The sequence below is a fragment of the Pseudomonas sp. CFBP 5748 genome, assembly GCF_053850495.1.
Genome location: NZ_JBSPTN010000009.1, coordinates 106369 through 121329 on the forward strand (window position 1 = coordinate 106369; position 14961 = coordinate 121329).

Consider the following 14961-nt stretch of genomic DNA (forward strand, 5'->3'; position numbering starts at 1 on the left):
GTCAGGCAACATCAATGCTGACTACCCCGCCGCCATCGCGAGCAAGCTTTGCTCCCACAGGTGTTTCACCCCAAGACAACATCTCGAAATCCCCAGCTACAAACTCCCCCCGCACTTCCCCCGCCCCACCGTATAATGCCGCTCTTCCCGGCTTGTAAGAAAAAGCTACACACTCCGTAGCCATACTCAAAGCCAGACCCACCAGCCTGCCGAGTCGGGCCGCCACCACAGGTGCTATGCATGGATTTCAACCCCCTCGACCTCATTCTGCATCTCGACGTCTACCTCGACATGCTGGTGACCAACTACGGCACATGGGTCTACGCCATCCTGTTCCTGGTGATCTTCTGTGAAACCGGCCTCGTGGTGATGCCCTTCCTGCCGGGCGATTCCCTGCTGTTCATCGCCGGCGCCGTAGCCGCCGGTGGCGCCATGGACCCAGTCCTGCTGGGCGGCTTGCTGATGCTCGCGGCCATCCTCGGCGACAGCACCAACTACCTCATCGGCCGCACCGCCGGCGAAAGACTGTTCCGCAACCCGAACTCGAAAATCTTCCGCCGCGACTACCTGCAGCAAACCCACGACTTCTACGACAAACACGGCGGCAAAACCGTGACCCTGGCGCGCTTCCTGCCGATCATCCGCACCTTCGCCCCCTTCGTCGCTGGCGTCGGCAAAATGAACTACCTGCGATTCCTCGGCTTCAGCGTCCTCGGCACCGTCCTCTGGGTCGGCGGCCTGGTCACCCTCGGCTACTTCTTCGGCAACGTACCCTTCATCAAGCAGAACCTGTCGCTGCTGGTGGTAGGCATCATCCTGCTGTCGCTGCTGCCGATGATCATCAGCCTGGTGCGCAGCAAAATGAGCCAGCGCGGCTCGAAAGCCCAACCGCGCTGATCGCCCATGTGGTCCCTGAGCAACTGGCGCCGCCAACGCACCCTCGCCAAACACCCCGTGGCCGAGGACACCTGGCAGCGCGTGCGTCATCAATTGAGCTTCCTCGACGGCATCAGCGCCGCCGAGGACCAATGGCTGCGCGAAGCCTGCGTACTGTTCCTGCACGACAAACACCTCAGCGCCCTCCCCGGCGTCGAACTGCACCAGGAACAACGCCTGCTGCTCGCCGCCCAGGCGCAACTGCCGCTGATGCACCTCGGCGAGCTGAACTGGTACCAGGGCTTCCACGAAATCGTCCTCTACCCCGACGACTTCCTCAGCCCCCAGCGCTACCGCGACGCCAGCGGCATCGAGCACGAATGGGACGGCGAACACAGCGGCGAAGCCTGGCCCCAGGGCCCGATCATCCTGGCCTGGGACGGCGTGCTCGCCAGCGGCGGCTGGGACGGCTACAACCTGGTGATCCACGAACTGGCGCACAAACTCGACATGCTCAACGGCGACGCCAACGGCCTGCCGCCGCTGCACGCCGACATGCGCGTCAGGGACTGGGCCGACGCCATGCAACAGGCCTTCGACGACCTCAACCGGCAACTGGACCAGAACCCGGACGCGGAAACCGTCATCGACCCCTACGCCGCGGAAAATCCGGCGGAGTTCTTCGCCGTCACCAGCGAATACTTCTTCAGCGCCCCGGACCTGCTGCACCAGGCCTATCCACGGGTGTACGAACAGCTCAAGGCGTTCTACCGCCAGGATCCATTGGCCCGGTTGCGGCAACTTCAGGCCGAAGATCCGGTCTATCAGGCGTCATACTAAGGTCTCTAAGACCCTGGTAACGTGGCAACAGCGGCCGAATATGCCTATAATCGCCGCCACTTTTTGGTCAATCCGACCAGTCATTTGGTCAACTAACGGGGGCACCGCCCAATGAGCTACAGCAAGATTCCGGCTGGCAAAGACCTGCCGAACGACATCTACGTCGCGATCGAAATCCCGGCCAACCACGCCCCGATCAAATACGAAATCGACAAAGACAGCGACTGCCTGTTCGTTGACCGTTTCATGGCCACCCCGATGTTCTACCCGGCCAACTACGGTTACATCCCCAACACCCTGGCCGACGACGGCGACCCCCTCGACGTGCTGGTCGTGACCCCTTACCCAGTCGCCCCAGGCTCGGTCATCCGCGCCCGTCCAGTCGGCATCCTGAACATGACCGACGACGGCGGCGGCGATGCCAAAGTCATCGCAGTGCCACACGACAAACTGTCGCAACTGTACGTCGACGTGAAGGAATACACCGACCTGCCACCGCTGCTGATCCAGCAGATCGAGCACTTCTTCGCGAACTACAAAGATCTCGAAAAAGGCAAGTGGGTCAAGATCGAAGGCTGGGCCGGTGCAGACGCCGCCCGCGAAGCGATCACCAAGTCGGTTGCCGCCTACAAAGGCTGAAGCTGTATTTGAATAAAGAACCCCGGTTTTCACTGGGGTTTTTTTATGCCTTAATGGAGCTTAATACAGGATTGTACTAACATCGTTTAAACCCGTTTAGCCCGCGCCTTTCAAATCCTAAAAACGGAAAGATCATCTTATATATTTGAACAACCTGTTTATTGCCGAAAACACAGTCGCCCCTAAACTTTCCGTTTATGAAAATACTTTCCAGTGGCGACCGCTTCCGAGCCCTTCTAAAAGAAGCGAACATCCGATCCGCCGACTTCGCGAAGTTATACGGCGTGAAATCCCAACACGTGAACAACTGGTTCAACCGTGGCATCCCACCCGGGCGCATCCACTCCATCGCCAGCCTGCTGACCGTCAGCCCGGAATGGCTCGCCCACGGCGAAGGCCCGCAGACCCCATTGGGCCTGGGCCCCGGCACCACCTATGAGGCGGCCGAAAACGATGGCGTCTACAGCGTGGTGGAACCCACGGACATTGAACTGCCTTTCTATAAGGAAGTCCCCATCGCCCCCGGCGAAACCAAAACCCACATCACCGAAATCCCCGACCAATCCATCCGCCTGCCCCGCAGCCACCTCGAATCCCTGGAAATAAACCCCAACGACGCCATCTGCATCACCATGGTCGGCGACAGCATGGCCGAACGCATCGAAGACGGCTCCACCCTCGCCATCGACCGCGGCCTGACCCAAATCGTCGACGGTCAAATCTACGCGCTTGAGCATGACGGGATGCTGCGCATCAAATACCTGCACAGAATTCCCGGCAACCGACTGCGCCTGCGTAGTCACAACAGTGCTGCGTATCCCGACGAGGTCTTCAGCGCCGAACAAATCGACGCGCAACACATCCACGTGATCGGCTGGGTGTTCTGGTGGTCAACCCTCAACAAACAGAGACCGCCCGTATTCGACTAACCCACCCAAGGCCAGAAACCGTGGCAGGACCTGTAGCAAGAGCTGTGGTAGGAGCTGTGGCAGGAGCTTTTGTGGCGAGGGGATTTATCCCCGCTGGGCTGCGCAGCAGCCCCCTGCTCTTTATCTGAATCCCCCCTAACCCAATGATTCCACACCACTTACCACTGGGATTCTGAACCAAACCCGCGTATCCTCCGCCCCACATTTGCGAGCCCACGCCTCGCACCGACAAGGCAGATCACTTTCTGACCAAGTCCCACAGCCGGCCGCAAGAGCCGGATGTACGTTTTGAAGGCTGGTAAGGTTTGTCAAAAACGAGCTGAATCAGTCAACGAGAAGCCGGCCATAAGCCGGCTTTTTAATGCTTGCTGAAAAACTTCCGACTACTGGCATACAGCCTCGCTAGTCAAAAGCTATCAGTCCGTGGACTGCGACACCATCATCAGCATCGCTTTGGAATTGACTTGGAATCGGCCTCAAGCTGCTTAGGGAGAATGCCACAAGCTTTTGCCGGGACGCATCTCGGTGCTCTCTGGGTTATTTTTTATGGCCCCTATCCCATATAAAATTTCGCCCACAGCCTACGACTTGACTCCAGTATTGCAATATGGATGGACTATTTGACCATTGCTAACGCTTCCTCTACCGCCTTCGCGCCTACGGACCTTATGGTCATAGGAGACAGACTTCGATGGATCTAGGTATCCTTGACAAACTGAACACTTTGGCAAGTTTGGTAGAAAGGTATTAATAAATATTGTTGACTTTGTTTCATCATTGAATGCTGCTGAGGCTTGTGACTCGCCGATATCTAAGACTCGTCCCGACAATCCAATTTTGGAGGCCACATTCGAAAACGCGAGTTTCCCACTAAGCTCAGAAGCATTCGCGGGAGATGAGGCAACCTGAATTAAGTACTCGAACATGTCAGCCATTCTAGGGATTCTCTGTTTCTTACTCATATTCTGAAGAAGGAGCGTCACGATAGACTTATTAGTAATCAAAAAATGTTCAACATGCATACGAGCCACAACAAATTTTTTAAAAAAAACATCATCATTACAAATGATTTTTTGGGTCACCAATAGAATCATTCCCAAAAACAAGAACCTATTATATTTCCCGCGCTCATTATAGAAATATACCGCTGGGTGTAATCCAAGGCTCCCTGGAGAATTACCAGTTATCCTCCTTAAAACCTCCAAAGAACGCTTCATGCTATTTATTGTTTCGAGACCCGTATTGTCATTTTCACATTTTTCGATCGAAACTGGATCTACTAATCTGGAGGAAGCAATTGTCAAAAAATCGATAAGTAAAGCCAGAGCTTCCACTGGCGATACCGCCCCCCCTAATGGAACGTCAAGCGTTTTGAGTGGAATCTGGGATTCCGGGTCAAACAATAAGCCATGCAGCTCATTTGCCAATGACCTGATTTTGGTCTTATTAGTATTACTAAACTGTGACCAATACTCATGTCCATTGCCCGAACGCAACACCGCCCTAGCAGCAACAGCGAAGGGTTTTCTTCTATTTTTTATGAGCATTTCCTCAATATCATCTAGAGGAGTACCCTGCGAGTTGATCTTGAAAAATGAGGTTTCGGCAACACTCGCATTCCCTTGGATCCATTGCAAGTTTAGTGGCCGAGTGAAAAGCCTAGATGCTCTGTTTGCTATAGTCACATCGCCATTAATCTTCTTCCCTACATGATTCTTAAGAGTAGAGTACCTCCCGACTTTCTCCTCCACAAGCCGCCTAGTGCGCGCAGCAATTTTCTTTTGTTCGTTTGATATATCTCCATTATAGAAGTCACGAGAAATAGAACCATCCCCATAATCGTCTACCATCCAAGCACGCAAGGCGCTCAGCCGATGCCCTCCATCGATTACGAAAATAGAATTTGGAGACTTCCATAGGATCAGCGAGGGTATGACTTCATTATCAAGAAAGCTAGTAATAAACGTTGCAATTTGCTCAGGACTCCAATGATTTGTTTCTCGCTGAAAGTCCGGCTTTCTTAGTAGCTTTAAAACTGCCGAGTCGGACTCCAAATGAGAAATTGGAAAATCCCTTATTAACTCAAGCTCAATTACATCTTCGCTCATAATCGCGAAGTCTTCCCTAGGGATCATAGCATCCAGATTTACACGTTGAGCCATTACGCCTCCTGACACTACATAGACTTATTGTGATTTTCTAGGCATGGCCAAACTAAAAGCACTAGAAATAACGACTTCCAGCTCCTCGACCTCTAAGAAGGTAAGATCAATAATCTGGTTCTTAAGACGAAGTACTTTTGTTGCACCTCGCATGGTGCTCTCCATCGTACCGCGACCAACTTTGTTGGCGGTTTTCAACCATTCCTCCGCCACAGCGAGCGCTAGAACAGAATTACCACCGATAGAGGGTCGTTCAAAAATCTGAACCATGGCATCTTCGGACAATTCGCGTACAAGCGCCCACCGCTCTGGATGTTTTTCTCCTCGGTCAAGAACCGTTCCTCTCACCCAGAGCCTTTGAAACGAGTTGCGAACGCCCCCTGCAAAGCGCTCGCGAGACTGATCTGCAAATCGCCAGGACACCACATCGGGTGCCAGCACAGAGCTCATAAAGGCCCAAACGTCATCGCGAAGTGCCTCTCCTGTCCTTAGCTCTACTTTCTGAGCTAGGTAGATTGCGGCCTCTTGGTCGAATTGTGCTCGGGCGGCCTGCGTATTTACAGTGGGGAAACCTGACTTCTGTGCGATCCTTCTCAACTCTGCCGCTATTGCAACTGCGACGCCGTCTGCTCGTGTTCCTCCGCTGGGAGCGATGGACTTAAGGGCCGAGTGCTCTCTGATCACATCCAGGCTGTCCTTCGTATATGACGCAGTGCCCTTAAGTTTCTCAAGAATCGTCGTAACGCCGTGAGCCTTCAAACGTGGTAGAAGTGAAACACGCATTGCTCTTACTCCCCCAAATCGGCCGACGCAAGAATTGCGGCCCTGAATCTGCCGGGTTTATACGCACGTAATTGCTTAATGTTATCGAGACTTTGTCCTGGAAAAGCGTTATCCAGCCAGACCCTTGCCTGATGACCAATCGACCCTTCTTCAAAGTGGGTGAGATCCTCTTCGCCATCAAGATCAAGCACCACATCAATCATCTGCGTCATGACATCGGCAATCATTACTTGGAGAGTAAAAGCATCACCCTCAATGAACTTGCCCGCAACACTTTCGTTATCCGCATTGACATATAGCCTAACATTACCACCGAAGTCAGCTTCGAAAGCATCGGTATTCCAATCGACAAGCCAAGGAGCATACTGCTCTAACCCTCCCGGAAAACTCTCGGAAAAGCTTGCTAGCTCAATGGGGAATCTCGAATCACCACCGTCCTCAATTAGGATATTTTTCTGCCTGTGCCACAAGCGAGCCCCTCGATGCCTAGGAGACAATACACCTCCAGAGTCAAGAGGAGAGTCAAGCACTATACTGAAGCTGAGCTGGAGCTGCCCTGACAGGCTTTTCCCCGGTATTACACTCTCAAGCATAACAAGAGGATGCTTCTTATCAATGATTACGGTAGACAACCTATCTAAACGCCGAGGCAGACTGCCAACACCGGTTCCTGCTACCAAGGTTGCGGCCAACTTCAGCTCCGAGGCTGCAAACCCTAGCCACAGTGCTGCTTCGGAAAAATCTACTTCAACTTGAACATTGATCTGAATGTCCTGCTCGTAGTCCCAATCCTCTAATATGTCTGAAGCAGGTGAGAGAGGTTCGCCCGGTGATCCAATCATCCACCCCTTGAAGTTGACGACGTCATCTGGAAGCACTAAGAACGGAAATGCTATTCGGCTCATTCCTCACCTCCACTCAGAAAATAAAGGCGCAAGCCAATGGCCGCGTCGGGAGGGCTAAGAACATTTATCCTAACGACCCCGCTTCCTGTACCAACTTTCAGTGTTGCACCGAGTGTCGATGCTTCAGTGGCATCCAAGTACATTCCAATAACCTTTGTCTTAAAGCTGGCAGGAAGATCACTTCCATCGGCAACAGCCCCATCAGCGACCAAATGAGACTCTGCATACAGCTCAAGCGAACTATCCGCTTCGTCGTTTTGAAGATCCGCCTCAAAAATGGCGCAACGACGATTCTCGCTATCGAGCTCAAGACGAATAAATCGGACTGGGGAGATAGAACGGAATTTCTTCCTAGATTGAGTTCGAGATGGCGACTTAGGCCTTCCTGGACCTTTCCCCGATGCAGAATCAAGCATTCTACCAAGTCGCGCTGCAGTGCCGGCGAGCGAGGGACCGCGCTCGCTTCCGCCGGTAGTAGGTGCTGTAAGGGGAGTAGCATAGCTATTGGCCAAAGCCTCAAGTCGCCTAAGGGCAACTCTAACGAACGTCTTGGAACTTCGACTGGGGAGCATGCTGGGAATCCAGTCATCATGCGCTGGAGGCTCCGCCATCGCAAAGGCCTCCTCCACCTCATCTTCGCTTGAACAGACGAAGACTCCCCCCCATTCAAATCTTGAGTCGTGGAAAGGCTCTCCCTGAATGTACTTCACCACCAGCTCAACCGGCCGCATAAGCGCGATATGGCATGCTTGACTAGGAATGATCGAGCATTCATCCGATGCAGGACCTATACGAGTTGCGCATAGTCCCTTGGAAATGACAACAGCGCCCAAATCCTGCTTAGGCCGTTCACAACGTATAGTCTCGGTGATCCGACCTTCGCGATACGCTTCCATAGCCGAGGCGAACAAATCAAGAGGAGGAAACGTTTCAGGTGTGGGTACTGGAAAATCTATACCTTCGATTTCAACTCTGATACTGAGCTTCTTCTGCTCAGGAGTTGATGCGGTCAGTCTTGGCCAGAAGCTCCATAGGATCGTTTCCAGAATTTCGTGCGCAACTGGTCGGTCTTCATTGTCATCATATATCTGAGGATCCAAGATCAGGACTGATGTACCTGTCAGTGCAGGGTCACGAACTGGCAGGCCTAGAGACATCGCAGCCACCGACGCGTCATTGCCAGTCAACGGATCAATCCCCTCATCACCGTCGCAGCATCCCCACCAGTGTCGTCCTGTGAATCTTTTACGCCCCTGATAGGCGACATCAGCATCAAAAGCCGAACCGAGATGGCAGCCCATGAATCTGCGCACGGGTCTCCCTTCGTAAACTGTCTGGGTATCCACGAGAATTGTCGAGCAGGAGCTCATTGCATAGAGAGACGTCTTGCCATAGCCGTAAGTGCCGCCACCGTGATGCGTATCACGCGCGACACCCACGTTTCGCATAAAGTTGACAAAGTCGAGTGTCTCGTCACCGGTTGGCACCACATCAGCCGATGAGGGTCCACCAAGTCCTGTCGAGCTGAAGTCACATATTTCCAGAACTTTCAGCGCGCTCTTACCAAGCGATACTGCTATCTCATTTCGTGTCTGGTCTCCTTCGGGGAGATCCACAAGAATGCTTTCTCGGAGTGAGGCGCACTGGGCGGCAGTGAGGGTACGATATCGAACAAGTAAGCTAGGACCATACCCAAGTCGTGCAGCATCGATACTATTCTGGATCGACTCCCGCAAAGCTGTTTGAAGTAGCCCCTGAGTTGGGCAACCCAAGAGTCTCCTGAATCCGTCAGCTGCAATATTTCCCGTCTTGGAGAAAGGTTCGCTGAAACGCTCAAGTCGAATCATCCTGCTATTCTCCTAAAGGCGAAGTCATAATCGGCCGCGGACAGCTCAAACGATACGGCATGACCAAGATCAACTTGGTATTCTATTGCGGCAATACCTTGCGGGAGAGATCCCACATTAAAACTGGCCCCGATAACCCTCGGAAAACCATCCTCAACGGAATATACCTTTAGCCCCTCAAGCGTAAATGAAAGGCGATTCCATTCCCTCGCATGTGGATCCGGACAGTCCAAGGCAGCCAGGCGCTGGAGCAGTGAACTACCATCCACACCCAACTTAACTAGAGTGTCGAAAAGCTCGCCCACAAAGAAGAGTCCATTTTCAGCCCTTTCCATGCGGACATGAGCAAGCAGCAAGGTTCCACCTTTAGGAGCCTGGAGCTGATCGATTCCGTGAATCAAAACACTTTTTGCATCGGATCGACCCGAGGTTTTCACCTCCAGAGCGTGAATATGACGCCGAAAATCATGACGCATTTCATACGGACCAACCCAAGCTTCAACTGCTGTAAGATTGTATTTCGTCAGGACCTGCAATATATATAATTCCCCAACAACTCCGATAATTTTTCTATCGGGCACGTCAGCTCGGGAGTGTTCTCTAAGCAACTCCCTAAAATCCTCTATGGTCTCGGTCACGGAAATCAGCGGCGCAACCCCATCGCCAATACGACGCAGAATATTTTCTGCCAGTTCTGCAAACACAGAGTCCAGAGCCCGGTCCAAACTCATGATATCTATGAATAAAATCCCTTTCCCTGAAAGCTTGAAGCTAGATGTTGTCACGGAGAGTTTCGTCGTAGATGCAAGACTTTTTATTGAGTTCATGCCGCCTATAGGAACGAGGAGTCGAGGCTGGCCCTGCCCTCCTATCGCATACCTAGCAGTCCCAAATCCTGTCGCAACACCTGAGTCGATACTGGGAACTTCAATAACCCCGTCCCCCGTACCGGTCTCTCTCAGCCGCTTCCAACGGTCTATAGGTCGATTATTCATCAACCACCTCTTCCGCAATTTGGCCGAATAGATCCTCCTCTTCACTTTGCTCGTGAACAGGGGCATCCAACTCTACTGAGAAATAGTCACCTGATTGATCGGGCGTACCAGGAAACACAATACCAACCCCAATTAGATCACCGACAGCATCAAGATCTACACGCGATATCGAATGTTGCGCCTCGGACTTTCCGTCGATTACATAAATAAGAAGCAGAGGAACTTGAGGCCTACTATTTTTTAGTTCAGACCAACTATCGCTGGTTTTCGAGCCTTGAGAAGTCACATCAATCAGTATGTCACTCTTAGACATCAACGCTTTGATGTCAGCATAGTTTTTTTCGTTAGCCGCTAGCTGAGAACGCCGGGCGGTATAGACATTTCCGAGCAAGCCTAAAGGTTTAGCAGATAATTTAGAGGACGCAGGAGTAATAATACCGACATTCCATTCCTGAAGATGATCTGCCGCCTCGTCTATGTAGCCAATCAGCAATTCCTTCTTCAGATCCATGTGCTGATCACAAATCTCATACGCAACTAGAAATTTCCGAACAATTTTAAGTGGCACACCTCTTACGAGATGGCGTTTCCCCCCTCCCTGCGCCTCCAACTCTCGCTCTCCCACAGCCTCGTTAACGAACTGCGTGGCTGCCGACCAGTTACCGGAAACGATACTTTGGCTTTTATGATCGAAACGAATAGTCTGTACATGGCGCCCTTCGAAACTGATATTACTTCGATAGGCGTGCCGCATCTTGGATGCAGCAGTGATCGCCATGCCTGGAATGGAGCGCACTCTTACCGCAAATTCCTTCGGTGTTACGTCGTGCTTGCGATAGTTCAGGATATCTTCTCGAATCTCTTCCTCGATGCGTGCCAAGGCGCGGAAGTTCGCTGCAAGGTTGACTGTAGTCCAAAGGCGAGGCAGATCCTCATAACCGTGTCTGTAACCGAACCAACGCCCCATCTGCAGCAGAGTATCGTACTGCAGTGATGTACGCAGAAAGAAAGATACCGATAACCCTTCGAGGGTAAGACCCCGAGCCAGAACAGTACCACCAACGACAATATATATCTTGGGCTCTAAGGTGTAATCCAACCTCTCGAAACTTTCGCCGTTTTCGATAACGATATCCAAGGCTTCTAAGACGCACCTAAAATGGGGGAGCAACTTAGCCAAAGAACTCGTCCCTGCACACTCAAGCGGCACCTTCCCAGTCTCCTGTTGGAAGAGTTGTTCCATTCGTTTAAAAACACTTCCTGAGCCATAAACCAGATCATCTCGGTGCTTCTCGACCCACTGCCCAATTAGTTCCGCCATCCTAGTATGCTGAATTACATTAGGCGATGTGTGAACGAGCATTGTCATATGCTTGTCCGCTTGCCCTCGATCTCTTCGAATAGCACAGGAAATCAGGAACCAGAGGACGGCGCTTTCAAGCTCCTCTGTCATCTGAGGGCGAAACACGTCCTTATCACGAAGACGTATAGGACGCAGAAGATTAAGTTTTTCATCTGGAATCGTACGGATCATATCCCGACCTGCTTCGGCAGGGGTCTCATCATCTGCATCGGCAGGGTCGAAGCCAAATACTTCTCGCGCGCCGAAATAACCCTCCGAGCGAGGTAACGCGGTAATAAAATCCTCTGGATATAGATCGTCCAGTTCATTTTGATTGTGAGGGTACGGGTCGATGAAGACGTTGGCGAATGGAGTTGCCGTGTAACCCACATAGGAAACAGCAGGTAACGCTCGGATGATCTTGCGTATCTCAGCGTTAATCCGAGTCATGTCGTAATCATTGTTAGAGGAGTTGACCGAGGCCTGGTCACACTCGTCATCGATCAAGAGCACTTTCAGCCGCCTGAGGGTAGCTAAAGGGGTCTTTGGTTTTCCTTTTGCGTCCAAAATCGTCTTGCGAAAAGTCTCCAGTCGCGAGGTGATTTTCTTCATCACTACTAGTTGCGCCCCTCCCGAGGTCGGCAAAGTAAACTGTCCGTTTTTCGGATAGGTATAATCTCCATCATCGTGTTCTGTGGTGTAGAGTTGCCAAAGATGACGGTGGCGATTAACAATATCGTTTTCGATGCGACGCTGGGTTTGGGCGCGTAGTTTGTTGGTCACTCCTGCAAGTAACACGATCAGGTTATAGCCCGCATCCACTGCTTTGGCGATCACAGCAGTCATATTTGCCGTCTTGCCGGACTGGACATAACCGACCACCAAGCCTCTATGACGAAAGCTATCGCTTGACGGATCGGCAAGTAACGAGACAACCTCCGATGAGCTTTCATCAATCGAGTCTATCGTCTCCTGATCCCATCCCTTCGAATTGGCTAGATATCCCTTCAGCGCAGGCCAATGGGCCGCCTTCGAACCCGACCCCCGGTACCACTCTTCCCTGGGTTTGATCAATGAATTCCGACGCAATATCTCGACATGCTCACGCGAGGCGATGACGTGTTCCAGTGCAAGCTGGAAATTTCGCAGCATCTCTTCGGAAAAAGGCATGCCTATAGCTGAAAAATCGCGCTGAACCGCAAGTGCTGCTTGCTCCGGACCGTCATGGCTTGGAAGTTTGTCTTGAATCAGCCTTGCGAAGCTCTCAATCTGCGGGTTCATTGTCGAGACCATCCCTAGTTATATGCGCTTAGTCTGATCAGAGTTTTTCACAGACTCTCTGATCGTTTCACTCCATAGTGTCACTTTGACATTTTTTTATTGGAGGGCCTAGTCTGTCCTACGATATATTGTGCGTCAGCATCCAGTGGAAGCCCGCTGGCACCATGGCCGAAAGCAACAAGGACTAGGGGACAGGTGTTTCCGGAGGAGGAAAATCGGGCCAGGAGATGTATTTTTGATTACAATCCAAGATTGCTTCCAGCAACCAGTTCATGCCTGCTTCCGGTCCGCGTATTCCGCACTCCCATAGTTCGAAGACGCGCCAACCTTGCTGCAACAGCTCAGCGCGGTTTCTGAGGTCTCGCTTCACGTTCTGGTCGAATTTCAGGCACCAGAACTCTTCGCGTGTCTTGGGAGTCGTGGCGTATCTGCAGTGGAGATGCCTATGCCAAAAGCAGCCATGAATGAAAATGCAGACCCGATGGCGAGGCAGCACCACATCGGGCTTTCCAGGAAGATCTTTTCGATGCAAGCGATACCTGAAGCCATGCCGATGCAGCAGCTTCCGAACCTTTATTTCCGGGGACGTATTGCTGCCGCGGATGCCAGCCATCATGCGAGACCTGACTTCTTTGCTAACTATATCCATGATTGAAGCCCAAATGACCTTGCCACTGAAGCAAGATACAGCCTTCGAAACTAATGCGGAGCTCCCTGAGCCTATTCAGATTGTCGATCTCTTTGCTGGTCCAGGAGGGCTGGGAGAAGGTTTTGCCTCCTCGGGAGGTGGTCACCGATTCGAGACGGTGGTGTCCGCCGAGATGGATCCCGTTGCTCGCGAGACACTTAAACTGAGAGCTTTCTACAGACTGCTAAAGCTGAAAAATCCTGCGCATCTGGATGACTACTATGACTTCTGCAACGGCATCACAGACAAACCGTTCTCGGATGAAAGCGAGGCCCAGTGGATAGAGGCTGACGGCGAAGCACGACGCATAACCTTGGGCAGCGAAGCGGGTGACGAAGAACTGGATAGGATCTTGGATGAACGCCTCGACAGAAGTCGACCATGGGTGCTGATCGGAGGGCCTCCCTGCCAAGCCTACTCTATCGTTGGGCGAGCCCGTAACCAAGCGAAGGCCAATTACAGCGCAGAGAATGATCACCGTCATTTCCTCTATAAGGAATATCTGCGAATCATCAAGGAGCGACAACCGACTGTTTTTGTAATGGAGAACGTCAAGGGCATCCTCTCATCCAAGGTTGGTGGCGAGAAAATTTTCTCACAAATCCTCAAAGATCTTTCGGACCCTCATAAGGCACTCGGTGAACCGGAGTCCGGTACCCGATATCGCATCTGCTCGTTGGTGACTGGGCAGTCCTATGGACCTGACGAAGACATAGAAAAGCTCGACCCCCGCGGGTTCATCATCAAAGCCGAGGATCACGGTGTACCTCAAGCAAGGCATCGCGTCATTCTTCTAGGTATAGCGCTGGATGAAGAGGGGAATATCCCGTCTCATGCTTGGTTGCCGAGAGTAAATGAGCAAGTAACCGTCAAGCAAGTTTTAGGGGGGTTACCTGCTCTGCGCAGCCGGTTGACCAAGCAGAGTGATGGAAACGAGGCGTGGTACCAAGAAGTAGCGAACCAGTTGGATGAGTTACGAGCAGAGCTCGACCCCAGAGTTGATCCGAAACTAGCGTCCGAAATGGATATCGTTAGGCGTGGACTCTTGACCGCCCCCATCAATGTCGGCGCACTTCGGATCCCTCGAACCAACGGCGACGGAAAAACTGGTATACCCCCCCTGGATGAATGGTACCTCGACAGCCAATTGGATTATTGGTTGAATCATGATGCCCGCGGCCATATGCCTTCCGATCTACGTAGATATATGTTTGCAAGCGTGTTTGCCCGTGCCCATGGAACATCGCCCAAAGGGCATCAGCAATTTTCTCTTTCTGGGTTGGCACCAGCACACAAGAACTGGGAGAGCGGAAAATTCAGTGACCGATTCAGGGTTCAGATTGGAAATCTCCCCTCTAGAACTATCACCAGTCATATCTCCAAGGATGGGCATTACTTCATTCATTACGATCCCAAACAGTGTCGTAGCCTGACTGTACGTGAAGCTGCCCGCCTTCAAACATTCCCGGACAACTATTTTTTTCAAGGGAACAGAACTCAGCAATTTCATCAAGTAGGGAATGCCGTCCCTCCCTTACTGGCTAGTAGAATCGCCTCAGTAGTGTTCAACGTCATATACCAAAAAACAGTTGGTAAAAAGAATGCGTCTTGTGAAGCTATGTAGCTGAAACCGATCTTCCCGGGCTCGCCGTCACAAAAAAGGTCTTGCTATGC

12 protein-coding genes are annotated in these 14961 nt (G+C 51.9%); 5 read left to right on the plus strand and 7 right to left on the minus strand.

Annotated features, from left to right (window positions below; genetic code table 11):
* The first annotated feature begins 240 nt into the window (after positions 1–240).
* From ACWNZ1_RS20880 to ACWNZ1_RS20895, 4 genes are all read left to right on the plus strand, one after another.
* Positions 241–897 carry a DedA family protein gene (locus tag ACWNZ1_RS20880; RefSeq protein ID WP_256453796.1) on the plus strand — a complete coding sequence of 219 codons (657 nt, stop codon included), beginning with the start codon at positions 241–243 and terminating at the stop codon, positions 895–897.
* A 6-nt stretch (positions 898–903) separates the two neighbouring features.
* On the plus strand, positions 904–1716 hold the full coding sequence (locus ACWNZ1_RS20885; protein ID WP_456027863.1) for a M90 family metallopeptidase: 813 nt from the start codon (positions 904–906) through the stop codon (positions 1714–1716).
* A 111-nt stretch (positions 1717–1827) separates the two neighbouring features.
* Positions 1828–2355: an inorganic diphosphatase gene (gene ppa / locus ACWNZ1_RS20890; protein WP_003205933.1), complete on the plus strand. Its 528-nt coding sequence runs from the start codon at positions 1828–1830 to the stop codon at positions 2353–2355.
* A 197-nt stretch (positions 2356–2552) separates the two neighbouring features.
* Complete coding sequence (locus tag ACWNZ1_RS20895) at positions 2553–3284, plus strand: LexA family transcriptional regulator (protein WP_456027864.1); 732 nt, start codon at positions 2553–2555, stop codon at positions 3282–3284.
* A 581-nt stretch (positions 3285–3865) separates the two neighbouring features.
* On the opposite strand, the gene ACWNZ1_RS20900 is transcribed toward ACWNZ1_RS20895, so the two are convergent.
* The 7 genes from ACWNZ1_RS20900 to ACWNZ1_RS20930 form a co-directional block, all read right to left on the minus strand.
* Positions 3866–5446 (minus strand): GmrSD restriction endonuclease domain-containing protein, encoded by a 1581-nt coding sequence (locus ACWNZ1_RS20900; RefSeq protein WP_456027865.1) that lies wholly within the window; start codon positions 5444–5446, stop codon positions 3866–3868.
* 24 nt (positions 5447–5470) lie between these two features.
* Positions 5471–6229 carry a hypothetical protein gene (locus tag ACWNZ1_RS20905; RefSeq protein ID WP_053182128.1) on the minus strand — a complete coding sequence of 253 codons (759 nt, stop codon included), beginning with the start codon at positions 6227–6229 and terminating at the stop codon, positions 5471–5473.
* Positions 6230–6234: 5 nt separating this feature from the next.
* Positions 6235–7134 (minus strand): hypothetical protein, encoded by a 900-nt coding sequence (locus tag ACWNZ1_RS20910; RefSeq protein ID WP_053182131.1) that lies wholly within the window; start codon positions 7132–7134, stop codon positions 6235–6237.
* The gene (locus ACWNZ1_RS20915) at positions 7131–8981 is read right to left on the minus strand and encodes a hypothetical protein (protein ID WP_456027866.1); all 1851 of its coding nucleotides are present in this window, start codon (positions 8979–8981) and stop codon (positions 7131–7133) included. The genes ACWNZ1_RS20910 and ACWNZ1_RS20915 overlap by 4 nt, the downstream gene beginning before the upstream one ends.
* The gene (locus ACWNZ1_RS20920; protein ID WP_053182134.1) at positions 8978–9976 is read right to left on the minus strand and encodes a PD-(D/E)XK motif protein; all 999 of its coding nucleotides are present in this window, start codon (positions 9974–9976) and stop codon (positions 8978–8980) included. Before ACWNZ1_RS20920 ends, ACWNZ1_RS20915 begins: the two co-directional genes overlap by 4 nt.
* Positions 9969–12599 (minus strand): Z1 domain-containing protein, encoded by a 2631-nt coding sequence (locus ACWNZ1_RS20925; RefSeq protein WP_216598582.1) that lies wholly within the window; start codon positions 12597–12599, stop codon positions 9969–9971. Before ACWNZ1_RS20925 ends, ACWNZ1_RS20920 begins: the two co-directional genes overlap by 8 nt.
* A 184-nt stretch (positions 12600–12783) precedes the next feature.
* On the minus strand, positions 12784–13248 hold the full coding sequence (locus tag ACWNZ1_RS20930; RefSeq protein WP_082306342.1) for a very short patch repair endonuclease: 465 nt from the start codon (positions 13246–13248) through the stop codon (positions 12784–12786).
* A 13-nt stretch (positions 13249–13261) separates the two neighbouring features.
* Here ACWNZ1_RS20930 and ACWNZ1_RS20935 point away from each other — a divergent pair, with 13 nt between their 5' ends.
* Positions 13262–14911: a DNA cytosine methyltransferase gene (locus ACWNZ1_RS20935; protein WP_053182144.1), complete on the plus strand. Its 1650-nt coding sequence runs from the start codon at positions 13262–13264 to the stop codon at positions 14909–14911.
* Positions 14912–14961: the final 50 nt, after the last annotated feature.

Coding starts and splice junctions, on each gene's coding strand:
- ACWNZ1_RS20915 (WP_456027866.1), bottom strand. CDS start 8,981: ATGATTCGACTTGAGCGTTTCAGCGAACCTTTCTCCAAGACGGGAAAT.
- ACWNZ1_RS20895 (WP_456027864.1), top strand. CDS start 2,553: ATGAAAATACTTTCCAGTGGCGACCGCTTCCGAGCCCTTCTAAAAGAA.
- ppa (WP_003205933.1), top strand. CDS start 1,828: ATGAGCTACAGCAAGATTCCGGCTGGCAAAGACCTGCCGAACGACATC.
- ACWNZ1_RS20900 (WP_456027865.1), bottom strand. CDS start 5,446: ATGGCTCAACGTGTAAATCTGGATGCTATGATCCCTAGGGAAGACTTC.
- ACWNZ1_RS20880 (WP_256453796.1), top strand. CDS start 241: ATGGATTTCAACCCCCTCGACCTCATTCTGCATCTCGACGTCTACCTC.
- ACWNZ1_RS20925 (WP_216598582.1), bottom strand. CDS start 12,599: ATGAACCCGCAGATTGAGAGCTTCGCAAGGCTGATTCAAGACAAACTT.
- ACWNZ1_RS20885 (WP_456027863.1), top strand. CDS start 904: ATGTGGTCCCTGAGCAACTGGCGCCGCCAACGCACCCTCGCCAAACAC.
- ACWNZ1_RS20920 (WP_053182134.1), bottom strand. CDS start 9,976: ATGAATAATCGACCTATAGACCGTTGGAAGCGGCTGAGAGAGACCGGT.
- ACWNZ1_RS20905 (WP_053182128.1), bottom strand. CDS start 6,229: ATGCGTGTTTCACTTCTACCACGTTTGAAGGCTCACGGCGTTACGACG.
- ACWNZ1_RS20930 (WP_082306342.1), bottom strand. CDS start 13,248: ATGGATATAGTTAGCAAAGAAGTCAGGTCTCGCATGATGGCTGGCATC.
- ACWNZ1_RS20910 (WP_053182131.1), bottom strand. CDS start 7,134: ATGAGCCGAATAGCATTTCCGTTCTTAGTGCTTCCAGATGACGTCGTC.
- ACWNZ1_RS20935 (WP_053182144.1), top strand. CDS start 13,262: ATGACCTTGCCACTGAAGCAAGATACAGCCTTCGAAACTAATGCGGAG.